Genomic DNA, 19,592 nt, shown 5'->3' on the forward strand with positions numbered 1-19,592 from the left:
CGGAAATGATCCGGATGTCAGATGGCATCCGCCGCCCCGCGCTGATGGTCTGGGTGGTGGTGCCCGTAGTTCTTTTCGAGCGTCTCGAGGGTCATCCCCAGAAAGCCGCAGGCGTCCCACTTTGGCGCACCCTTCTGCATGAGCCAGGTTGCGCAAGTGTGCCTCAGAGTGTGCGGCACGACTTTCCGGTCTCCCTGACCTTCGAGGCCAGCCGCTACAACGGCGGATCGAAACGCACGCTTGATATTCTGCAGGGACTTGCCGCGATGGGTGACAACGAATTCGTCTTCCGGAAATCGCTTCCGCCTGCGCAACAAGTGTTTCTTCAGGCGCGCGGGCAACCTTGAGCTCGGGCGCTCCTTCTTGGTCCGTCGACGCCCGACCGGATTCCAGTAGATGATGTTGCTGTTGAAATCGATATCGGACCAACGCAAGGACAGGATCGCTTCCTTCCGCTGGCCCGTCAGTAAACCGATACGGAGAAACAGGGTCAGGTGTTCGGTTTTTGACTCCGTCGGCACACCATCTTCCAAAGGGGTATCGAAGCTTCGCGAGGCTTTTATAAGTTTTATCGCTTCATCGCACGTCAGGAACCGGATTCGACCTTCGGGCTTCGGTGGAAGTCGAACGGCTATCCTGCGCGTGATCAGCTGATCTTCTTCGGCGCGCCTGATAGCGGTCGACAACAGGCTGAGTTCTCGTCTGAGCGTGCCGTCCTTGAGCCCCTTTTCACCCCGGCCCTTTCGTCGCTTCTGGCAATACTCCTTGATGAGCGCATCATTGATGTCACCAACGGCGTAGCCGTCGAAAAATCGGATGATCGGCTTGGCCGCATTGGCCAAGCGCTCCGGATCGGAGACGTCATCAAGCCGTTTTGCCAGGTAGTGCGAAATTGCGTCGGCCACATAGAATTCGTAAGGCTCGACTGCTCGATCTGGCCTAAAGCGCCTTAGCTTCCACTCTGCGAAGTAGAGTTCAGCCTGGTCGCGATCCCCAGTGCCAGTCGAGTGCTCGCGGCTGCGTCCCCCCTCGGTCCAGTAGATGTACCAGTTGCCCTCGGACGGACGCTTGCGGTCGCGCTCGAGGCGCGGCGGGGATGGCTTTCTGGGCATGTTTTCACCGTGAAATTGTCGACGTACCGCTCCCACGCGCCGGAAGGGATTTTCGGATTTCTACGCCCAGGGGCCGTATAGATGTGGTCCAGCATGTCTTCGCGGATCAGGTAGCGAATATTGGACACAGGAATGCCAACGCGCTCGGCCAGTTCTTTCGGGGTTTCCAAGAGCTTTTCCACGCTTCACCTCCTCAAACTCTTTGCTCACAAATCGAGGCAGTTAATTTCATTTTGCGTTCAGAATGAAACAAACATACGCTGATCTTACGTGAATCGAGCGTGTTGATACGATTTATGGTCATATGTGATTCATATAACCAGTATCGTGGTCAATGCAACCATTAAGAAGGTTTTCTATGACAGTTCCCGGTTTGGGACATCGCCTTGCGGCTGTGCGAAACATGGCAAGCCTCTCCCAAGAGGAGATGGCGCAGCGCCTTGGCGCCAGTCGGAGCGCATACCAGTACTATGAACGCAGCCAGCGGGATTTGACGGCTTCACTACTGTTGAAAGTCTACGAGGAATTCGACGTTGATCCGCTCTGGATGCTCGAAGGCGACTCGGAAGATGGCAAGAGCCGAAGGCACGAAGAGATCGCCGCCGCCTATCGTAAGATCGGCATCGCAGTCGAGCGCCGGATCAATGAACGCGGGCTGACTGTGACCCCTGAAAAGAAGTGGGATGCCATCGATTTTCTCTTCGATGAGTTCCTGAACACCGATGCCCTGACGATTGAAGGCGGGGAACCGGACACAACAAGGATCGACAGCGTATTGAGGCTTGTAAGCTGATGTTGAATGAAGAATTTCCCGATGAAGTGCTGAAACTACGCCCGCGAAAGCTGCGGCTTGGTCAGGATATAGAGCGCCTGCTCGAAGGCGTCTGCGGGGCTGAAGAAGTCCCCGATCGCGAAGGTCAGAAGAAACACCTGCGCCCGAAAGCGGATAGTATCAATACGGTCCGCTGCGCAGCCTGCGGACAGGTTGAGTACATCACACGCGATTATTGCCGTTGTGACCACTACATCGCTGGCCAAGTCATGGACGAATTCCTAGCATGGGAGCGCGATTTGGTCGAGATTCATGCCCGGTTGGCTGCGGAAGCCGAGGAAAAGATGAAACCAGTCAAGTGGTCAGCCTTGGCTGCCATGCCATTCTTGATTTGGCCTCTTCTCCAAACTTTGCTCTACAGTGAGCAAATGCCATTGGCGACGGGGCTTTGGTTCTTCCCGGGCATGGTAATTCTTGGCCTGTGTGCCGTGATCGAAAAGGTTATTACCCGGAAGCGCGATACCAGCGCATATGCGGTCGAAACCGCCACCTTCGAACAATTTCTAACTGAGCGCATTCCCGTTTCGAACAACTAACTTCACATGAGCAAAGCCCCACAGATCGACGAGTTCGTCGCGCACTGGAAATACACCGGTGGGAGCGAACATGCCAGACTCGAAGAATTTTGGTCAGTGCTCACCGAGTCGTCACACTATCATGTTCAGGATTTGACGGGCACGAATGCAGACTTCGGCGGTGCTCTTTTTCCTTCTGACCACAGATTTTATCCTCAGACGCGTATCATTTAGCTGGTACGGGGACTTTAACAGAGCGAGGGCCATAATCGTACACCTGCCGTTCGCTTCAACAGGAGCGAACTGGTAAGATGCGGACAAACCGGACTTGTGCGATTGCGGCAATTGCTGACGCAGCATTGATTTGCTGTCGCAGCACATTCATCGCTGCGTTGCAGCTGTTGTCGCCAGACCGGTCATTCAAAGCTATGATGATGCGATACTATCAAACTGTAGTTTCGAGGCACATAGGATCAGCAACTTAGACGCCGAACAAAGCCAACGTTTGCGTTGTCGCAGGCAGTGCAGCAGGACAGGCCATGCGGGCCTTCAGCCAGTAAGCAAATTCTCGTTGTGGCTCATGCAGGTGGCGGGGAAGAGGGGGTAATTCGCGGTCGTGGAATTTTTCATTAAGTTGAGATATTGCAGAGATTGGATCTTTGGTTCTTGCTTCGTGTTTGAATTGATCGGGAACGAAGCACCAATAGTGCTTCTATTTGTTGTTATGCTTTTTTGACGAGCGTAATCTTGTTTTTCTGACAGGAAATTAACGTTACTGCCGAACGCGATAGCCGGAAGCAATGATCTTGTTTATCAGAACAGCGGCGGCCTGGTGCATGTCCTTTTCATCGTTATTGCCGACCGCTGTTTCGTGGACAGCAGCTGCGTCATGCAGAACTCCCACAATTTCATGTTCGGGCAGAAGCTCACGATCTTTAATTGCAAGCAAAAGCGCTTCACAAATTGAGAGTGCGGCCACTCCTGAATGGTCTTGCCGGTCAGCCATGGTAGACGTCCTTTTTTAACAGGCGTCCAAGCATGGAAGCGCCACGATGAATTGCACCATACTGGCATAGATTGCTGTATACTAAACTGATCGAAAGCAGTCTTGGCGTCGGATAGTTTCGCGGGCTGCTCATCGATGAAGGAAGAACACTTGCGCACTATCAAAAATAGTCCACTCACCCGAAAGCTTTCAAACTTCGTCGCTCTGACTGAGGTTGAACTTGCGGTATTGGCACGCCTGCACATGCGTCGCAGAACCTTTGAAGCCGGACGTGACCTTGTGCATCAAGGGCAATCAGAGCAGGCGGCCTACATTCTGGCCTCGGGCTGGGTTTGTTCCTACAAAACCCAGACTGACGGGTCGCGTCAGATCGTCGATTTCCAAATACCGGGTGACTTTCTGGGCTTGCGAAGCGTTCTGTTGCACACCTCGGATCACAGCATAGAACCAATCATGGAAATCCAAGCCATTGAAGTTGTAGTGGATGATCTCCTGGAAGCATTTGCGCAGACGCCCCGGCTGGCGACAGCAATTCTTTGGGCGGTCTCCCGAGATGAAGCGATGGTGGTTGAGCACCTGGTCAACATAGGACGGCGCGATGCGGGTGAGCGCATGGCGCATTTTCTTTTGGAACTTGGTGTGAGGCTGACTCAGGTCGGGATGGCAAACAAGACGGGATACACTTGCCCCCTGACACAATACCACCTTGCCGATGCGCTGGGACTGAGTGCCGTGCATGTTAATCGTGTCCTACGGCAACTGCGGGAGAAGGGGCTGGTTACTTTTCAATCCGGGCAAGTGGTATTTGATGATTATGAAGGACTGGTGACGTTGGCCGGTTTTGACCCCACTTATCTGGATCAGGCCGGGCCACTATTGAAGCAATAAGTTCACCCCTACAGCGATGCCGGGATTTTGATGATCGTTGCCTGTTAGAGACGGAATTCGCTTCGGCAGATTTGGGATTTCACTGAAAAAGAAGCGCAAGATAAATACAGTCCGATTGCGGTACTGGATTTCCTGCGCTTCTTAAATACTCGTTAAGAACACGCTAGCAAATATCCCGCCAACACACATCACGTTGCCGGAATTCAAACATCGTTGCACTGACGCAGGTTAGTTCGTTTTCGGCGTCACCTGATCCTCGGACACCAAATGCATTTGAGATTCCAATAAAATCTCAGGTCATTGGCCGCCGACTAACATCGATCAGCGCGCGCCTGCCATTTGCACATTATTCTAAATTACAACGCCAGTACTACCGCGGCGCTTACGAGCGTGTACCGCGGCAGACTGCGCGGGGAAGATCCAACAAACTAAATGGAGGACAAAGGTGAGCACAAGATCGTCCAGTTCTTTGGTGACGTTTTCAAATCCGTTCTCTTTGTCCGGCTACCCGGATGTACTTCCTGCAGGCGAGTATGAAGTAGTTGTCGAAGAAGAGCTACTGCAGGGCCTGAGTTTCGAAGCATATCGCAGAACCGGAACCTACCTGACAGTTCGGGGCAAAGGCAGCAAGCCAGGCCGCACGGAAATGCGCCCAATTGACCCAGAAGATTTTGAACTGGCGCTCAAGCACGACCAGACCTTGGCCACATCTAACAATGACAGCGATGCGGCGCTTTCCCCGCAGGAGGAATAGATTATGAACACGCCCGAATGGCTTAAACCCGGAATCTACGGTGCTCTGATCGGCGGGGTTTTCGTAGGCGTCGTTGGATTTTCATGGGGTGGATGGATGACCGGCGGTAGCGCGGACAAGATGGCCAACGCCATGTCCCGCGATAATGTAATCGCTGCGTTGGTTCCGGTCTGCGTCGACATGGCGAGAACTGACGCCCAACGCGCCGAAAAAATAACGACGATCAAAGAGGCTTCTTCTTTCAAGCAGAAGGATGCCGTCATGGCGGCTGGCTGGGCAACGGTGCCGGGATCCCAAACTCCTAACAAAGACCTGGCGCAGGCCTGTATCGAGGGGCTGAACCTGGATGGATCGTAACTCAATCACTCAACATTCGGACAACGCCGTTTGCATCAGGGCAAATCGAAAAAATCAGTACCGGTTTTGCGCTCACTTAATGGCTGCGTTGTTTGTTGTCGTCTTCAGCAGTTTGGCGGGCTCCTTTATCTCATCAAGTCCCGCATCGGCCGAAACAAATTCGATCCCGGATAACGCGCATCCCAAAAAGTATGGCGACGGTTGGGAATGCGATTTGTCCTATCGGTTGAAAGGCGAAGAATGCGTGGCCATTGTCGTGCCGGGAAATGCCTACCCCACAAACAGAACCTATGGCTCAGGGTGGGCATGTATGCATGGCTTTGTTGAAGTTGGCGGCACCTCATGCACTGAAGTGATTGTGCCTGAGGGTGGATATCTCGATCCATCAGGTGAGAGGTGGCGGTGCCTGCGTGGATACACAAGAGTAGACGATAGCTGCCAGAAAATCGTGGTGCCGGATAATGCTTACCTAACGAATAGCACTTATGGATCTGCATGGCGTTGCAACCGTGGCTACGAAAAAGACGGAGAAGCATGCGTGGCAGTAGCGGTGCCGGAAAACGCTTTTCTGAACGCATCAACCAGCGGGCGTCCCTGGACGTGCGAGCGTGGGTATTTCGAGCGCGACGGACAGTGCGATGCCGTGTTTGTGCCTGAAAATGCTTTCTACGATGACGCGATCCATGGAGTTGGATGGAAATGCGAACGTGGTTACGAGGCGTCCGGTGATCGCTGCAATGCAATCGAGTTACCAGAAAATGCCCATATCGACCGATCCGGTAATAGGTGGGAATGCCACAGAAATTATCATCAGTCAGAAGGTCAGTGTGTTCTGAACAATTGAGGTTTCAGGCAGAGAGCCCATTTTTCCAAACTTCACAATTTGTGCCCGTTCTTACCAAGGACGGCGCGTTTCACACTCCAAAAAGGAACAGATATGAAACCCGTACCCATTGCGTCGGATGCCAAGCAGTTCATTGCCAGCGATGCGCAAAAGCTGCCGCCTGAACAAGCAGTTTTTCCAGAGCTTCACCGCAAGACACTTGTGACAGATACACCGACTGCAATTGTGTATTGCGAAGGAAACTTCGCAAAGATCGATGGCAAGACGGCTAATGGTCTCGTTCGACATTCACAGGCCTATCGCGTTCTTTCGGTGATCGACAGCACGTATGGCGGTTGTGACAGTGGCAAAGTGCTTGACAATGTCGCAAATCAGGTTCCCATCTTCGATGATCTTGATGCCGCCGTCGCTAATGAAGCTACGATCCCGGACACGTTTATTTACGGAATGGCGCCGGCCAGCGGCAGAATGTCCCTTGAGGATCGCGAAGTTGTTGTGGATGCGATAACGCTCGGAATGAACATCGTCAGTGGGCTGCATGAATTTCTTTGCGATGACAAAGAGCTCGCCGGATTTGCCAAAATTCACGATGTCACGATACGCGACATTCGCAAGCCGCGGCCTAATCGCCACCTGCGCCTGTTAGATGGCAGTGTTGGAGACGTCCAGGCGATCCGCATCGCGGTGTTCGGCACCGATTGTGCAATTGGAAAGCGTACAACCGCGACAATCCTGACAAGTGCCCTTAACGCGCATGGGATCAAAACAGTTTTGGTCGGTACCGGCCAAACTGGTTTGATGCAGGGCGCCAAGTATGGTGTCGCGATGGATTCGGTGCCGCCGCAATTTTGCTGTGGCGAGCTTGAGCGCGCTGTTGTTGCAGCATCTGAAGATGAACACCCGGATGTCATAGTGATCGAGGGCCAGGGCGCGCTAAGCCATCCGGCCTTTTGCACATCAGCCTTCATTCTGCGAGGCAGTCAGCCACATGCAGTTATTCTTCAACACGCGCCCAAACGAAAACGTCGATGTGATTTCCCCAACATGACAATGCCCGACCCTTGCGATGAAATCACCCTGATCGAGGCTTTTGCGAACACAGAGGTAATTGGCATGACGATCAACCATGAAGGAATGAATGATATTGAGATTTCAAAGGCCATCACAGACTATAACCGCAAATTGTATCTCCCGGTCACTGACGCATTGAACCGTCCTCCAAAAAACTTGGTGAATATGGTTCTATCTGCCTTTCCGCGCTTGCAACCCGTACGTGCTACGACGATTGAATGAGCAAGCTGCGTATTGACGTTGATCTGGACAAAATTCGGTACAACACACGGTTCCTGGTCGACCACCTTAGACCCCGCGGAATTACGGTGACAGGTGTGACCAAAGCCGTGTGCGGTCATCCTGAAATTGCGAATGCTATGCTTGAAGGTGGCGCGACAGGGCTGGCGGACGCGCGGATCAGCAATATCATGCGTATGCGCGATGCTGGGATCTCGTGCTCCATATCCTTGATCCGAACGCCCATGCTGAGCCAGGTCGCGCAAGTTGTTGATAACTGCAATGTCAGCTTCAACACAGAGATGGACATTATCGCAAGCCTGGCCGTGAGTGCGCTGGGAAAGAACATTACTCACAATATTATCCTGATGGTGGAAATGGGGGATATGCGGGAAGGCATCTTGCCTGAACACATTGAAAGCACTGTGTCTCAAATTCTTAGAATGGAAGGGATTTCTCTGAAGGGGATTGGTGCAAATTTTGCCTGTCTGGGTCATGTGGCACCCTCTGCAGGAGCAATGGAATTGCTTTCGTCGCTTGCCGTCGGCACCGAACTTGCAAATGGACCCGCTCTGGAAACAGTGTCAGGCGGCGGCTCAGCCAGTTTGCCATGGGCGCTTGGCAAGGGGGCGACCGGAAAGATCAACAACCTGCGTCTGGGTGAGGCCATCCTGCTGGGTACTGACCCCATTTCGGGGTACACGATCGACGGGCTATACACAGATGTTTTCACGCTTTGGGCGGAAGTGATCGAAACGAAGACCAAAGCAAATTCAAATCCCGTGCAAATGACTTATCCTATGCCTTCAATGCGGTGTGTGACTTTAGACAGTCCTTCGAACACTCGGTCGATCCTTGCCATTGGACACCAGGACACCGATGCGGCGGGTCTAATTTTCCCTACTGGCGTCACGTTCGTCGGAGCCACCAGTGATCATATCGTTGTTGAAACCACCAATTGCCTGCTTCGCGCTGGTGGCGAGATGAAACTGAAATTGAACTATAGCGCGCTCTCGCGCGGCATGGCTGCACCCGATGTAGCAAAAGTCTTCCATGGTGATGGCGCATTGGTTGACTGCACCGCAGCGAACACTGATCGCCCATATTCGAAGCGAAAGTAGCGCGCCAGGGTTGCCGCCGCCTCGGCTCTGCTTCAGCCACCCGTCTTATTCTACGGCTTTACGTAGTAAATGAGGCACCCAATCCCTATATTGGATGTAGCCGCATTCACTTTTCACACCCCATCTGGGCTTGTGGGTGGTGCGGACAATCAAAGGATCAAAATGATGTCTTTCAAAGACCTGACGACCAGAGCGGCTGCCGCACTGAAGGAAAACGATGCGGACGCGTCAAAAAAAGAAGTGACGTCGAAAGGGCAGGACACCGTCCCCGAAAAACCAAAGCCTAAACCCCAAAACTGATAATACCCTGCCGGGAGTGGGTGGCTTGTTCTTGTCTGCATCTCCGAGCGAGCGGTATCAGCAAAGGAGAACTACCCAAATGAACCAACTAATCAGCAAGACAATCGCAGTCTTTTCCAGGCCGTTTACTTTCCCTGGCTTTGACGAATTACTCCCGGCGGGCGAATACGACATAGAAACTGAACTTTCCGCACCACCAGATTATTTGGATCCAGAAGCCTGGAAAGCATCAGTGCTAATCTTTCTGCATCCACGGAAATCTCACCCCGGTCTGGCGCGAACCTTGACCGTTTCTCTTGCTGATTTGGAGAGAGCCCGCGCAAGGGATAAATTGTCTGCGAAGGAGTTGTCGCAATTCCTGCTCGACCAGCTTTTGGCCGATCCCATGGTGCAATTGATTATGGAAGCGGATGGCGTTTCAGAGACTCAACTTCGGCACCTCTACTCGGAGTCGATCATCTCTGAGGCAGACGACATATCATCAGATCAACGAGCCCTACCGCGAGGATGCGGAAACGGTTCTCGGTATACTTTCGCTGTCCAAGCTGCTGAGAACGAAGGAATGCCAGTTCGTCCTAATAAAACCCCTCGGATTACAGGCCGTCCCATCGGACAGTCTGAACCAGGCAGCTCCTTCAATCTCAAGGCTTAGGGCTCGGAACTTTCTTTTCCAGTCGCTGTATAAACCAAAACAGAAATCGAGGCCAAGAACTGATGGAAGACTTCGACAACGAAGCAGATCCGATCGTGGCTCGCGCCCACAATGATGTGCCGCAAGAACGCCCGTGCCTACGTTGCAGAACGCCATTCTGGAGCGAAGGGTTCGGAGAGCGGATTTGTCGACGCTGCAAGGGGTTGAGCGCGTGGCGAAATGGCGTATCGGTAAGCCCCGGGTTAGCTCGGCGTCGCTGATAACCTGACGCCGGTCTTACCAGCTTTTCTGATTATATCTCATTTTACCTCATTGGTGCTGACCCAGCCCGCTAATCCGGGCCGTTTTAGTGTGGAACCAGGTCGGTAATCGGCGCTGAAGACGAAGCGTAACCGCAATCGGATTGGAACCGAGCGGATATGGCACGCATTCGCTTCGCCGAACCAAAGTAGCTGAGATCTACCGCAAGAAAGGAAATCTCCGCGCGGTCCAACTTCTGCTCGGGCACACAAAAGTCGATAGCACCGTGCGATACTTGGGCGTTGAATTGGAAGACGCGCTAAGCATTGCAGAGCGCATAGACATCTGAGACAGTTTGGCGTTCGGCACTGTCGGTCGCCAATCCATAGCGGTTCTAGTTCTTTTACGCAGGGGGGGGACGTAGCGAGCCCTGAGCGGAAGTGTCAAAATCTTGTTGCATGCGCTCGCAGCACAGATTTCTCGGCACAGGCGCAATTTACAGGGTACCGGACCGAGCGGCCATTTGATCGCACCGCGGGTACTTGTGCAGAAGCGGCGCGAACATCCCCGCCTGACAGCCAATGTCGTCCGGCCAGTCATTCCTAGTTACGAGGAAGCCTTGATCACATACTCCTCTCTCGCCGCACTCAGGCCCGGCAACTGAAACGCGGACTTAAACTGCCACCCGCTGATAGCCTGGCCCCAATTCGACACAACGAAAAACTAATACCAGACAATTTCTTTCGGTAGTTCACCAGGAACCTTGGTCACCGGCAGTTTCAAATACTACTAGCCGTAGCGGTGCTCCCATTGCGATGAGGGAAACTTCCTTGACTCTATTCTGGGTAAGGACCACAAAAGCGCATTGGTGAAAATTACTCGCCGCCGCGATGCTGCCGGTTACGATAATCCAATGGCCTTCAGACTAACTGTAGCATGTGCCCCAGCATAGGAACGGGTTTCGCTGGGGTCTTCGCTATGAGCTCGTTCCTCGCAAGCATTCGCAACCGTCACCTGACAAGCCCCAGTCATCGCGTGACCCATGAAAGAAGGCGCCGTATGAACAGCACATGGCTCATAAATTGCGTACTTGATGCCAGATAGATCAAGTCTGACGCTCCGTATCAATCTGTCATTCATCGTGTTTACGCGCTGCATTCTTTGTTTGATCCCGACACTTTTGGTGTTGCTCTCAGGAACGCAGCTTCCTGCCCAAGTCGCAGGCAATGCCGATGGATCGGTTTGTGACGAAGGTTTCGAAAACAAGAACGGATCGTGCCAAAGAATAGACTTACCAGAAAACGCATATTTAACTGGTAGCTCCTATGGCAGCGGCTGGGAATGCAATCACGGTTTTCAGAATGTCGGAGAACTCTGTGAGGAAATAAGAGTTCCTGAAAATGCCTTTCTTGTATCAACCGGAGATCAGTGGAAATGCAATCGGCTGTTCCGGCGTGTTGGAGAAGAATGCGAAGAACTGATTGCACCTCAAAATGGGTACGTCGAAACGCGGTTTGGTGCGCAAGAAGTACACTGCAACTGGGGATTTCGTAAGGAAAGCCAGGAGTGTGTTGCAATAGTTGTCCCAAAAAACGGTCGTCTGAGCGACAAAAGAAGCTCGGATGGTTGGGTATGCCTCAGAGGTTACAGGGCAGCGGAGAGCGGCTGTGAGCCAGTGGCTGTTCCACAGCATGCATATCTTGCGCCTGAAACCTATTCCGGATGGAAATGCGAACGTGGTTTTCGCGCGAACCAGGACAGGTGTGTTGCGATCTTTGTCCCTTTCAACGCTCACTTAAATCGGAGAGGTGACGGTTGGGAATGTAATCGGCCGTTCACGAGACAGAATGACAAGTGCGCCGAAAATGTGCCGCGACAATAGGTTGGTGGAAATCAATACCGCCTGAAATATCCGGAAGGACCAAGCGTGAACCATAACTCGATTAACGAAAATCTGGGCAAAAGGCTCAAGGCGGAAAGGGCGCATCGCTGGTCCTACAATGTAAAGATGTTTATCGCGATAGCGGTATTTGTTACGGCGATAATTGTTGTGGTGTTTTTCTGATGCGCAAAAATGCCCCTCAAGTAACCCTTCCGGACTACAATATGTCAGCTCGTGGTTTGGAACAAAGAGCATTTCAGGACCGCAGTGTTCGTAAGTCGCGGAACGCTGACGTATCAGGAGTGATTGAAGTAGAATTTGGAAAGTACTTGATTAAGGCTGGCGTTCTGAGCGGTAATAGTGTTGCACGGGCATTTCCCATGCCACCAGCTAAAACGCAGGCAATGATTGCCGATGCAGTTGGCGAAACGCCGGCATTGGCCATTGAAGCCTTAAAAGAAGTTCTCGAAGAACGAGACAGGAAGCGTAGCGGTCAACGCCGTTTGGAGGGAAACTCCGGCACCCTCGTTCCCAGTGAAAGAGAATATGCCGAGGCATTGCGCCAGATCAGGCTCACCCCTGCGCAAGTCACAATGCTCAAAGCACTTACAATCGCAGGCAAGGACGGTCTGACTATTGGTCACTTGTCACAGGCAGCCGGTTACAAATCGCGCGAGGCGTCCATCAAGGTCTTCAAGAAAATCGGACTATTGATCGCTGAATATCTGGAACTCCAACTTCCCGAAGCCGGATCGGTGCAGAATGATGGCGCCGCGCAAGTTCTGGCATTTTCTCACATCGAAAATGACGATGAGCCAGCCACTTGGATCATGCATCGGGAACTGCGCGATGCTGTTCGTTCGGTTCTTTGACGTGCGTTCCCGCCCCGCTTTTGAAGCGAGCTCTGTACCGGAATAAATGCAAGAAAGGTTGCACACGTAGCTTATGCTGGAGAAGAAACCATACCCGCTCGACCTGATCTATGTACCTGTGAAGCGTGCAAAAACACTTGATCAGCAAAAAGTCCTGACGCTGGCCGAAGATATTCTGAAGAACGGCCAGAAGACCCCGATCCAGATACGCGCGGACAACAAGAGGTTCGTGCTGATTGAAGGCCTTCACCGACTAGAGGCCATTCGCGCCCTCGGCGGTGATACTGTCGAAGCCTTTTTGGTGCGCGCCAGGCTACACTAGATTCTTGTTGAGATTGGCGTTCGACAGGGCCTCGGAAAATGTCAGCAGGCGCTGATTTTCTTCATCCCAAAGGTGCAATCTTGCACAGTGGAGGCTCTCATATAGAGTGATACGCTGGCAATTTTTTAACTCAGAATGGTCACGTAATACCTCGTTTAGCCGATAAAACGGAATGCGGCTGGCGAGGTGGTGAACATGGTGCACACCGATGTTGGCAGAGAACCACCGTAGGATGCCTGGCAGCGCATAGTGAGAACTGCCATAGAACGCGGCGTTCTGAAGGTTCCATTCTTCTTCCCGATCCCAAGTCGTGTGTTCGAACTGGTGTTGAATATAGAAGAGCCAAATGCCAATTGATGATGCGACAACCACGGTTGGCAAGAAAACACACGCCAACACCTCAAAGCCTCCGGCCCATAAAATCAGAGCCAATAACCCTGCAATTGCCGCGTTTGTTCCCATCGCACTTGCCCAGTACAGCCAGCCCGACCGCATGAAACCAACAGGTAAGCGGTATTGAATAAAGAACGTATAGACCGGCACAACACCGAACAGGAAGACGGGGTTCCGGGTCAGACGATACGCGGCACGCCCGAACCAATTGCGTTTCAGGTATTCCTCAACGGTCAATGTCGGGATGTCACCCATGCCACGCCGATCAAGATTTCCAGTTGAGGCATGGTGAATCGCATGGCTTTGCCGCCAGACGTCATAGGGTGTCAGGGCGAGAACACCCAGAACCCGGCCAGTCCAATTGCATGCGGCACGGTTTCTAAAGAAAGATCCATGACCACAATCATGCATAATGATGAAGATACGGACCAAAAACGCGGCATTCAGGGTGGCCAGCAATATTGCGATCCAGACACTAAAAGATAACGCAAACCACGCTAGGGCCCATAACGCGAATAAGGGTAAAAGAGTAATCGCAAGTTCAATGACACTGCGCTTAGCATCGGGCACACGGTATCGCGCGAGCGCCCGGGTCAATTCCTGCTGTTGCAACTGACTTGTTCTCCAAGGGCTTTTAGCAGCCCGTTGTGCAAACGAGCACCCCATAAGGGTGCCCGTAAAAGGTCAGGCCAGTGCCAGATTGGCGGCGCTGTCGCGTCCGTCACGGCCAGCTTCGACGTCAAAAGTGACCTTCTGGCCGTCTTTCAATTCGCTGATGCCGGAACGTTCAAGTGCTGAGATATGCACGAACACATCGCGCTTACCATCTTCAGGCTCGATAAAGCCAAAACCTTTGGTCGAGTTGAACCATTTTACTGTGCCATTTGCCATGGTGGAAGTCTCCTAATACTTGCCGCCCGCATCATTGCGGCGACTCGGCGTGGTCGGTCTGAATCGAAAGACTGAACGCCGAGTTTGGGAGACAGCAGGTCGAAAAAGAAAAACGTAAGCCTTGTGTATATGGACTTTGAGTACACACGATACAAGCCTTGATACAATGGAAAGCAACAGAAGATCTGAGTCTGCCTAGCCCAATTTGGGACAAAGATAGGCAGAACGCATTGCTCTGCGTTTCGGAAATCAGAGGTCGGCTTCTGATAAAACCTGCCGAATGCGTATGCAGCAAATTGATTGCTCAGGCACGGCAGGTAGGGCTCACTGTCCGAAATCGCCGCGTGCTTCAAGAACACCGCGGCCAGGCACAAATGTTCATTGATTGAAACATTACTAAATCAACGAGTTGACCTCTCTAACGAACGGTAGATTCTGCGCGGCCCGAATCTTGGGTCATGCTGCGTTGGCATAGGGCGACTGCGAGCCTCAAAGTGCCATTAGTAGGTCCGTATCTGCGTAAGCATCGGGCAAGAAACGTTACCGATGTTACAGTTGGCCGTAAGTTCATTCAGGGCGGCCTCCAATCGCTTAAGTTCGATTATCTTCATACGCACATTGGAGATATGAAGCTCGGCCAGTTCCTTAACGGATTGGCAATCCTCGCTATCACCTTCGGACAGGTTGAGAAGCACCTTTGCATCGGCAAGCGCAAAACCCAAGTCTCGGCACTTCCTTAGAAAACAAAGCCGTCCCACATCGTGCGCAGAGTACATGCGTCGATTATTCGATGCCCTTTCTGGTTTCGGCACGATCCCTTCGCGTTCATAGTAGCGGATAGTTTCAATTCCGACACCGCTTTGCCGGGATGCCTCCCCAATCGCAAACATGTGAGATTTCCTGTCTTGATCCTGTAGTGGCTACAGAAGTTATACGAGAGGTTGTTGTCTCTACAACTCCGCGCGACGTAGTCCATCAGGGAAACAGAATGCAGAAGTACCTTAGCCTCAGCTATTTGGGATCGCTATCAGCGCTTGGCGTCGCGACTTGCTGCGTTTTGCCCATGATGATGATGTTACTGGGGCTGGGCGGCAGTTGGTTGGCAATCTTTGGGAAGGTTGCGGCAGCGAGTTACTATGTGCTGACGATTTCAACGGCGCTCGTCGCGATATCGTGGCTGGTATCTTATCGGCGCGGTTCCTTACCGACGTTAAAATGGCGGCTTGCAGGAACAACTCTAATCACCGGCGTGGCTTGGGTCGTTGTGTTTAACGAGGCACGGATTAACGATTACCTGATCATGCAGATGTGAGACTATGACAAAACAAACTGTAGTCCTAGAAAGCACCCTGATTTGCCCGAAGTGCGGCCACAGCGAAACCGAGCAAATGCCAACGGATGCTTGCCAGTGGTTCTATGAATGCAAGTCGTGCAAAACAGTTTTGAAGCCGTTGGAAGGCGACTGTTGTGTTTACTGTTCATATGCCACGGTCCCGTGTCCACCAATTCAGCTAGGCGATAGCTGTTGCGGATGAAGTGAAGGACGGCTTTGTTGAGCAAACTGTGAACTGCCGCCGCGAGCATCGCTGCTATTTGCATGAATGACAGTTCTTTCCGCTGCTTGGCCGCACAAGATATTCGGCAGTTGCAATGTTGTTACTGCTACAAGCGCATGCAGCAATAAAATCCAGGGTACAGGTTGGGCTCGCAACTGACCTTCTCTGCGCACACCATGAATGGCCGTTCCGGCGCTAGCGTACTATATCGCCCCCAGCCTTAAGCGACCCCACAAACTCAATCAATGGCTCAAAATCAAACCCATCAGCAGCCCGTAGTGCCGCGATGTAACGTGTGCGGTGGTCACCGTCCGCAGTCAGTGTCCCACTGCCTGACCAGTCGAGGAATATGTCCGGATCAATCGTGGTTAGGTAGGCATCCGCCATGATCCGAGCCCAGCGTCCGTTACCGTTGGCGAAGGGGTGAACCCATACCAGTTTGTGGTGGAAGCGCGCGGTGGCTTCCAGCGGCTCGTAGGTGCCGTTGTCGCACCAGTATCGGGCATCGTCGAGGCAGGTGCGCATCTCGGTCGAGATGTGCCAGACCGGCACGCCGATGTTCTTCTCGGTCAAGCGGTAGACGCCTGCCCAATCCCAGACTTGGCCGAACAATCGCTTGTGGACCTCTCGTGCTGCATCGTCGGTCATAACTTCAAATGACTTGGGCCGCCGATCTAGCCAGGTAAGCCCTTCGATAATGTTTTCACCCTCCAGCTCATTCAGCTCGCCGCGCGTGGTGATGTGCTTGGCCTTAAGGCCAAGCAACTCGTCCGGTGTCAGTGGTGTTGCGCCGGTGGGTTCGTGCAGTTCCAAGGTCACTTCCAGAAATCCCGCGGCTTCTCACGTGCGATTTCCTTCGCAAGCTCTTCAATCATCTCTTCCTGGCTGCGCAAGCCTTCGATCTGCTCTTCCAAGGCCATGTGCGCGCGGGTGCGTTGTATGATGCGTTTGGCCTTCTTGCGAGCCTGCGCCATGACGATCTCCTCGACCGCTCCTTTGCGCGGAATGATCGCGTAGACCAGTTTACCGCCCATCGCCTCAGCCATCTTGTCCAGCTGGTTAAGGGAGATTGTTCCAGCTTTTTCCTTTTGGATAGAGCTGTAAACGCTGTTCCTGGATACGCTTAGCCGTTCGGCTAGCGTTGGTGCGCTCATGCCAATGGCTTCCTGGAAGGTTGCGATCCAACCTCCAAGTGGCTTGGCGAAGACCTGAGCCACTTGACTAGCCTGGTTTATCTTGCCTTCGGCTTGCCGCTGTTTTGCGCTTGATACGGACATCTGCCAACCTATGGTTTTGCATATTTACGTCTATTGTAATACTTTAGTATGTCATTATAACACGATTTGCAATACTACAATATGCCAAGTAATTTGATTTTGCCATGCCATAGCATTGCAGAATTACCAAAAGTTTTCGTAATCGGAAACACTCAAACTCATTGATGTGCTGGGAAGGCCGAGCAGAAATCACTAAGTTTCCGCGAGGAGAAATTGCTGTCCAACGGCAATTTCCTTCGCATTGATACCCAACTCCTTGATCGGATAGCCTTTATCGCCCCACCAACGAATATTTCGCATGTAGCCATTTCCAGCAACGTCCACAAACAAGCAGCGGATGTTCTGGTAGTCGCCCCAGACACCCGCTACGGCAATAAGCGGAACCCCTTCTGGAAGGCAAGCCACCTTTTCAAAACCGCGATAGTCGATGCCGTATTCGCGGGCTTGATGATAGCTCATGGTGAAGTGGTCGTGTGCAAAACTCATTGGTTTCCCTTCTTCGCTAAAGTTCCAGACCATGGCTGCGGCCTCGTTCGATCTGCAATTCGTTCAGCTCTGCTTCAGCTTCTCTTCGGCGGCCTTCACTAAGCTCAAGCTCTCGTTCAACTTCGTGTCCAGCGCGTTGTAAGTGGCCTCTTCGTTCAGCAAGCCACGCAACGCCCTCATTGACGCGATCTGCGAGCGTATGAGCAACGTCGTGCAGGCCGCGATACCATCCAATTGGGCTTGCAGCCTCTTCGTTGAGCGTGCCTCTAATCCGCTCAATTCTTTGGCTGAGGTTTCGCAGGCCGTCACCAACCGCTCGACGCAGGCGAGCAAGTCGCGTTCCAAGGCTGTCAGGGGCGTTGTCATTCATCTCTCCTCGATCTTGATGCAAATGACCGGCCTCCCAGCCATCGTGCAGGTCTTCAGCTCGGTCTGGTCGGGGTCCAGCGTCAGCCAGGTCTGTTCCCCTTGGTCGATCCGCGTCAGGCCCAGTTCCGCCAGCTCCGAACGTGTCAGCAGAACCATCCAAAACCAGCTCGCGGCCATCATCGAGGCGATCCCCGTCACGATCAGCCCTGAGATCACCCAAGGAGAGATCGTCAGCCAGCGCCTGATCTGCTCGGTCCGTGTCTCGAACAAGCTCCTGCTCTCGTTCAGGAAGTGACGCGTATCGCTCTCGATGGTACGCCGCGCGTCGCTCACAATGGCTGTCAAATCGGTTCTGAAGCTCTCCAGCTGGGATGCCATCGAGGCGGCGTAGTCTTGGCGTATCGTGTCCAGCTCCGCGTTCAGTTTCTCGCTCAGCCGCGTCGGCTTGCCAGTCTTCATGAAAAATCTCTCCTTTAAGGCGCCAGCGTTCGCCGGACGCGGGGTCTTGGGCGGTCAGATAGGATTTGCCCGCACGAGGTAGGTCGAAGCCCGCGTCGGTAAGCGCCTCGATCATGCTTGCGCGATCCTCGATCAGACCCATGGAAATCTGATCGAGGATCCACGCATGCAGTTCGTCGCGGCCTTGGGCGCGGTTCGGAGCTTCGATGGTGTCACGCACTTCTTGGGTGCGCTCCAGTTCCATTGGATCGGCCCAGCCGTGGCGCTGGTTCATCAGGTCGCGCAGGCTGTCATAGGCGTCCTGGTAGCCCGGTGGCGCGATGTTAAGGCTGCGCCCGGTGGTCAGCTCCAGACGCGGGGTGCAGAAATGCAGCTCGACGCGGTCTTCGTGGCTGTGACGGACCCAGAGCATGTCATACTGCTCGCCGTCCAGCCCGGCGAAGGCTAGTTGCTCAAAGGCGTCCATTACCTCGGCCTGCCGCGCCTCGCTGGGAGCATCCTCGGCGGCAAAGCTGATCACGCCTGCACGATAGGTCCACTGGTGACGGCTCGCATCGATCAGGGCCTCGGTGCGGCTGGGATCGCCACGCAGCACCTCGGGCAAGGGATCGCGCGTCACCGTCAGCGGCTGGCCGTCTGCATCGCGGATCAGGTCACGGTTGCCATCGTAGGCCAGCACGCGCTCAGCCACGAGGTAGCCGACCGGCCCGGCGCCCGCGCCCTTGCCGTTGGGAAAGAACTTGATCAGCACCGCCGCGCCTCGTCGAGGAGCTGGGCAAGCTGGCGTTCGATCACCAACAGGCGGCGAGCAACCGCCAGGCTGTCGAGGTCGGTGCGACCCACCAGCATCGCCCGGTTCAGCCAACGCGCGATCTGGTTGAGGTTGCCGCCGATACGCCCCACGGCCAGCACCAGCGCCGGATCGACGCGCGGCACGGGCTTGCGACGGCGGGCCTCGGTCAGGCCAAGTGCCTCCCGCAGGAGCGTCGCGGCGGGCAGGCCAGCGGCCTCGGCTCTGGCGCGCAGCTCGGCCTTCTCGGTCGCCGTGCAACGGAAGACGAAGGTCTCTGTCAGCGGCTCCTTCGCGCGGGGCTTGCTCGCGCCGGTGGGGTTCGAAGGGGAGGCTTGCCGCCCCTCGCAAGGTCCCATGTCATCCGCGCCAGCGTATAACATG

At 53.6% G+C, this 19,592-nt stretch carries 24 protein-coding genes and 1 pseudogene; 15 read left to right on the forward strand and 10 right to left on the reverse strand.

Annotated elements, in window-relative coordinates:
• Nucleotides 1-17: 17 nt before the first annotated feature.
• Nucleotides 18-1,112 (reverse strand): site-specific integrase, encoded by a 1,095-nt coding sequence (locus ACR0CA_RS08025; protein ID WP_170670437.1) that lies wholly within the window; start codon nucleotides 1,110-1,112, stop codon nucleotides 18-20.
• Between the two features lie 358 nt (nucleotides 1,113-1,470).
• On the opposite strand from ACR0CA_RS08025, the gene ACR0CA_RS08030 reads away from it, so the two are divergent.
• The 3 genes from ACR0CA_RS08030 to ACR0CA_RS08040 are packed head-to-tail and all read left to right on the forward strand — an operon-like array spanning nucleotide 1,471 to nucleotide 2,693.
• A complete protein-coding gene (locus ACR0CA_RS08030; protein WP_170417167.1) occupies nucleotides 1,471-1,905 on the forward strand; it encodes a helix-turn-helix domain-containing protein in 435 nt (144 codons plus the stop codon).
• Nucleotides 1,905-2,480, forward strand: coding sequence for a hypothetical protein (locus tag ACR0CA_RS08035; protein ID WP_480898190.1), 576 nt, complete (start codon nucleotides 1,905-1,907; stop codon nucleotides 2,478-2,480). The genes ACR0CA_RS08030 and ACR0CA_RS08035 overlap by 1 nt, the downstream gene beginning before the upstream one ends.
• Before the next feature lie 6 nt (nucleotides 2,481-2,486).
• Complete coding sequence (locus ACR0CA_RS08040; protein WP_170759983.1) at nucleotides 2,487-2,693, forward strand: midas domain-containing protein; 207 nt, start codon at nucleotides 2,487-2,489, stop codon at nucleotides 2,691-2,693.
• Nucleotides 2,694-3,231: 538 nt separating this feature from the next.
• On the opposite strand, the gene ACR0CA_RS08045 is transcribed toward ACR0CA_RS08040, so the two are convergent.
• On the reverse strand, nucleotides 3,232-3,465 hold the full coding sequence (locus ACR0CA_RS08045; protein ID WP_480898192.1) for a hypothetical protein: 234 nt from the start codon (nucleotides 3,463-3,465) through the stop codon (nucleotides 3,232-3,234).
• A 135-nt stretch (nucleotides 3,466-3,600) separates the two neighbouring features.
• On the opposite strand from ACR0CA_RS08045, the gene ACR0CA_RS08050 reads away from it, so the two are divergent.
• The 10 genes and pseudogenes from ACR0CA_RS08050 (at nucleotide 3,601) to ACR0CA_RS08095 (ending at nucleotide 12,987) form a co-directional block, all read left to right on the forward strand.
• Entirely contained in the window at nucleotides 3,601-4,353 is a 753-nt protein-coding gene (locus ACR0CA_RS08050) for a Crp/Fnr family transcriptional regulator (RefSeq protein WP_480898194.1), read from the forward strand.
• 445 nt (nucleotides 4,354-4,798) lie between these two features.
• Entirely contained in the window at nucleotides 4,799-5,107 is a 309-nt protein-coding gene (locus ACR0CA_RS08055; RefSeq protein ID WP_170329073.1) for a hypothetical protein, read from the forward strand.
• Between the two features lie 3 nt (nucleotides 5,108-5,110).
• The gene (locus ACR0CA_RS08060; protein WP_170329075.1) at nucleotides 5,111-5,464 is read left to right on the forward strand and encodes a hypothetical protein; all 354 of its coding nucleotides are present in this window, start codon (nucleotides 5,111-5,113) and stop codon (nucleotides 5,462-5,464) included.
• 79 nt (nucleotides 5,465-5,543) lie between these two features.
• A complete protein-coding gene (locus tag ACR0CA_RS08065) occupies nucleotides 5,544-6,308 on the forward strand; it encodes a hypothetical protein (RefSeq protein WP_480778810.1) in 765 nt (254 codons plus the stop codon).
• A 93-nt stretch (nucleotides 6,309-6,401) separates the two neighbouring features.
• Nucleotides 6,402-7,601, forward strand: a complete 1,200-nt coding sequence (locus tag ACR0CA_RS08070) for an N-acetyltransferase DgcN family protein (RefSeq protein WP_480898197.1) — start codon at nucleotides 6,402-6,404, stop codon at nucleotides 7,599-7,601.
• Nucleotides 7,598-8,719: an alanine/ornithine racemase family PLP-dependent enzyme gene (locus ACR0CA_RS08075; RefSeq protein WP_170772343.1), complete on the forward strand. Its 1,122-nt coding sequence runs from the start codon at nucleotides 7,598-7,600 to the stop codon at nucleotides 8,717-8,719. Before ACR0CA_RS08070 ends, ACR0CA_RS08075 begins: the two co-directional genes overlap by 4 nt.
• A gap of 379 nt (nucleotides 8,720-9,098) precedes the next feature.
• Nucleotides 9,099-9,671 carry a hypothetical protein gene (locus ACR0CA_RS08080; protein ID WP_170759974.1) on the forward strand — a complete coding sequence of 191 codons (573 nt, stop codon included), beginning with the start codon at nucleotides 9,099-9,101 and terminating at the stop codon, nucleotides 9,669-9,671.
• Between the two features lie 388 nt (nucleotides 9,672-10,059).
• Nucleotides 10,060-10,260 (forward strand): annotated as a pseudogene (locus tag ACR0CA_RS08085) (tyrosine-type recombinase/integrase); the annotation flags it as partial.
• 1,715 nt (nucleotides 10,261-11,975) lie between these two features.
• A complete protein-coding gene (locus ACR0CA_RS08090) occupies nucleotides 11,976-12,665 on the forward strand; it encodes a hypothetical protein (RefSeq protein WP_480898200.1) in 690 nt (229 codons plus the stop codon).
• A gap of 73 nt (nucleotides 12,666-12,738) precedes the next feature.
• Nucleotides 12,739-12,987 (forward strand): ParB N-terminal domain-containing protein, encoded by a 249-nt coding sequence (locus tag ACR0CA_RS08095; protein WP_170452343.1) that lies wholly within the window; start codon nucleotides 12,739-12,741, stop codon nucleotides 12,985-12,987.
• Here ACR0CA_RS08095 and ACR0CA_RS08100 read toward each other — a convergent pair.
• The 3 genes from ACR0CA_RS08100 to ACR0CA_RS08110 all read right to left on the reverse strand — a co-directional run bounded on the left by ACR0CA_RS08100 (nucleotide 12,979) and on the right by ACR0CA_RS08110 (nucleotide 15,161).
• A complete protein-coding gene (locus ACR0CA_RS08100) occupies nucleotides 12,979-13,992 on the reverse strand; it encodes a fatty acid desaturase (RefSeq protein ID WP_480898203.1) in 1,014 nt (337 codons plus the stop codon). The genes ACR0CA_RS08095 and ACR0CA_RS08100 overlap by 9 nt on opposite strands.
• Before the next feature lie 72 nt (nucleotides 13,993-14,064).
• Nucleotides 14,065-14,271, reverse strand: a complete 207-nt coding sequence (locus ACR0CA_RS08105; RefSeq protein ID WP_170430361.1) for a cold-shock protein — start codon at nucleotides 14,269-14,271, stop codon at nucleotides 14,065-14,067.
• Between the two features lie 500 nt (nucleotides 14,272-14,771).
• Nucleotides 14,772-15,161 carry a MerR family transcriptional regulator gene (locus tag ACR0CA_RS08110; protein WP_170499190.1) on the reverse strand — a complete coding sequence of 130 codons (390 nt, stop codon included), beginning with the start codon at nucleotides 15,159-15,161 and terminating at the stop codon, nucleotides 14,772-14,774.
• Nucleotides 15,162-15,259: 98 nt separating this feature from the next.
• Here ACR0CA_RS08110 and ACR0CA_RS08115 point away from each other — a divergent pair, with 98 nt between their 5' ends.
• Nucleotides 15,260-15,583, forward strand: a complete 324-nt coding sequence (locus tag ACR0CA_RS08115) for a hypothetical protein (protein WP_170499188.1) — start codon at nucleotides 15,260-15,262, stop codon at nucleotides 15,581-15,583.
• 4 nt (nucleotides 15,584-15,587) lie between these two features.
• On the forward strand, nucleotides 15,588-15,806 hold the full coding sequence (locus ACR0CA_RS08120) for a GDCCVxC domain-containing (seleno)protein (protein ID WP_237217120.1): 219 nt from the start codon (nucleotides 15,588-15,590) through the stop codon (nucleotides 15,804-15,806).
• Between the two features lie 216 nt (nucleotides 15,807-16,022).
• On the opposite strand, the gene ACR0CA_RS08125 is transcribed toward ACR0CA_RS08120, so the two are convergent.
• The 5 genes from ACR0CA_RS08125 to ACR0CA_RS08145 all read right to left on the reverse strand — a co-directional run bounded on the left by ACR0CA_RS08125 (nucleotide 16,023) and on the right by ACR0CA_RS08145 (nucleotide 19,591).
• A complete protein-coding gene (locus ACR0CA_RS08125) occupies nucleotides 16,023-16,646 on the reverse strand; it encodes a mobile mystery protein B (RefSeq protein WP_311201794.1) in 624 nt (207 codons plus the stop codon).
• Nucleotides 16,643-17,104, reverse strand: coding sequence for a helix-turn-helix domain-containing protein (locus tag ACR0CA_RS08130; protein ID WP_170759965.1), 462 nt, complete (start codon nucleotides 17,102-17,104; stop codon nucleotides 16,643-16,645). The genes ACR0CA_RS08125 and ACR0CA_RS08130 overlap by 4 nt, the downstream gene beginning before the upstream one ends.
• A 192-nt stretch (nucleotides 17,105-17,296) precedes the next feature.
• Nucleotides 17,297-17,623: a hypothetical protein gene (locus ACR0CA_RS08135; RefSeq protein WP_480591108.1), complete on the reverse strand. Its 327-nt coding sequence runs from the start codon at nucleotides 17,621-17,623 to the stop codon at nucleotides 17,297-17,299.
• A complete protein-coding gene (locus ACR0CA_RS08140; RefSeq protein ID WP_170789858.1) occupies nucleotides 17,607-19,169 on the reverse strand; it encodes a relaxase family protein in 1,563 nt (520 codons plus the stop codon). Before ACR0CA_RS08140 ends, ACR0CA_RS08135 begins: the two co-directional genes overlap by 17 nt.
• On the reverse strand, nucleotides 19,163-19,591 hold the full coding sequence (locus tag ACR0CA_RS08145) for a plasmid mobilization protein (RefSeq protein ID WP_480898205.1): 429 nt from the start codon (nucleotides 19,589-19,591) through the stop codon (nucleotides 19,163-19,165). Before ACR0CA_RS08145 ends, ACR0CA_RS08140 begins: the two co-directional genes overlap by 7 nt.
• Nucleotide 19,592 lies beyond the last annotated feature (1 nt).

The sequence above is a fragment of the Ruegeria sp. F12 genome (assembly GCF_056533885.1).

Excerpts from the sequence above, each read along its gene's own strand:
- ACR0CA_RS08025 (WP_170670437.1), bottom strand. The coding sequence starts at position 1,112 with ATGCCCAGAAAGCCATCCCCGCCGCGCCTCGAGCGCGACCGCAAGCGT.
- ACR0CA_RS08030 (WP_170417167.1), top strand. The coding sequence starts at position 1,471 with ATGACAGTTCCCGGTTTGGGACATCGCCTTGCGGCTGTGCGAAACATG.
- ACR0CA_RS08035 (WP_480898190.1), top strand. The coding sequence starts at position 1,905 with ATGTTGAATGAAGAATTTCCCGATGAAGTGCTGAAACTACGCCCGCGA.
- ACR0CA_RS08040 (WP_170759983.1), top strand. The coding sequence starts at position 2,487 with ATGAGCAAAGCCCCACAGATCGACGAGTTCGTCGCGCACTGGAAATAC.
- ACR0CA_RS08045 (WP_480898192.1), bottom strand. The coding sequence starts at position 3,465 with ATGGCTGACCGGCAAGACCATTCAGGAGTGGCCGCACTCTCAATTTGT.
- ACR0CA_RS08050 (WP_480898194.1), top strand. The coding sequence starts at position 3,601 with ATGAAGGAAGAACACTTGCGCACTATCAAAAATAGTCCACTCACCCGA.
- ACR0CA_RS08060 (WP_170329075.1), top strand. The coding sequence starts at position 5,111 with ATGAACACGCCCGAATGGCTTAAACCCGGAATCTACGGTGCTCTGATC.
- ACR0CA_RS08065 (WP_480778810.1), top strand. The coding sequence starts at position 5,544 with ATGGCTGCGTTGTTTGTTGTCGTCTTCAGCAGTTTGGCGGGCTCCTTT.
- ACR0CA_RS08070 (WP_480898197.1), top strand. The coding sequence starts at position 6,402 with ATGAAACCCGTACCCATTGCGTCGGATGCCAAGCAGTTCATTGCCAGC.
- ACR0CA_RS08075 (WP_170772343.1), top strand. The coding sequence starts at position 7,598 with ATGAGCAAGCTGCGTATTGACGTTGATCTGGACAAAATTCGGTACAAC.
- ACR0CA_RS08080 (WP_170759974.1), top strand. The coding sequence starts at position 9,099 with ATGAACCAACTAATCAGCAAGACAATCGCAGTCTTTTCCAGGCCGTTT.
- ACR0CA_RS08090 (WP_480898200.1), top strand. The coding sequence starts at position 11,976 with ATGCGCAAAAATGCCCCTCAAGTAACCCTTCCGGACTACAATATGTCA.
- ACR0CA_RS08095 (WP_170452343.1), top strand. The coding sequence starts at position 12,739 with ATGCTGGAGAAGAAACCATACCCGCTCGACCTGATCTATGTACCTGTG.
- ACR0CA_RS08105 (WP_170430361.1), bottom strand. The coding sequence starts at position 14,271 with ATGGCAAATGGCACAGTAAAATGGTTCAACTCGACCAAAGGTTTTGGC.
- ACR0CA_RS08110 (WP_170499190.1), bottom strand. The coding sequence starts at position 15,161 with ATGTTTGCGATTGGGGAGGCATCCCGGCAAAGCGGTGTCGGAATTGAA.
- ACR0CA_RS08115 (WP_170499188.1), top strand. The coding sequence starts at position 15,260 with ATGCAGAAGTACCTTAGCCTCAGCTATTTGGGATCGCTATCAGCGCTT.
- ACR0CA_RS08120 (WP_237217120.1), top strand. The coding sequence starts at position 15,588 with ATGACAAAACAAACTGTAGTCCTAGAAAGCACCCTGATTTGCCCGAAG.
- ACR0CA_RS08130 (WP_170759965.1), bottom strand. The coding sequence starts at position 17,104 with ATGTCCGTATCAAGCGCAAAACAGCGGCAAGCCGAAGGCAAGATAAAC.
- ACR0CA_RS08135 (WP_480591108.1), bottom strand. The coding sequence starts at position 17,623 with ATGGTCTGGAACTTTAGCGAAGAAGGGAAACCAATGAGTTTTGCACAC.
- ACR0CA_RS08145 (WP_480898205.1), bottom strand. The coding sequence starts at position 19,591 with ATGTTATACGCTGGCGCGGATGACATGGGACCTTGCGAGGGGCGGCAA.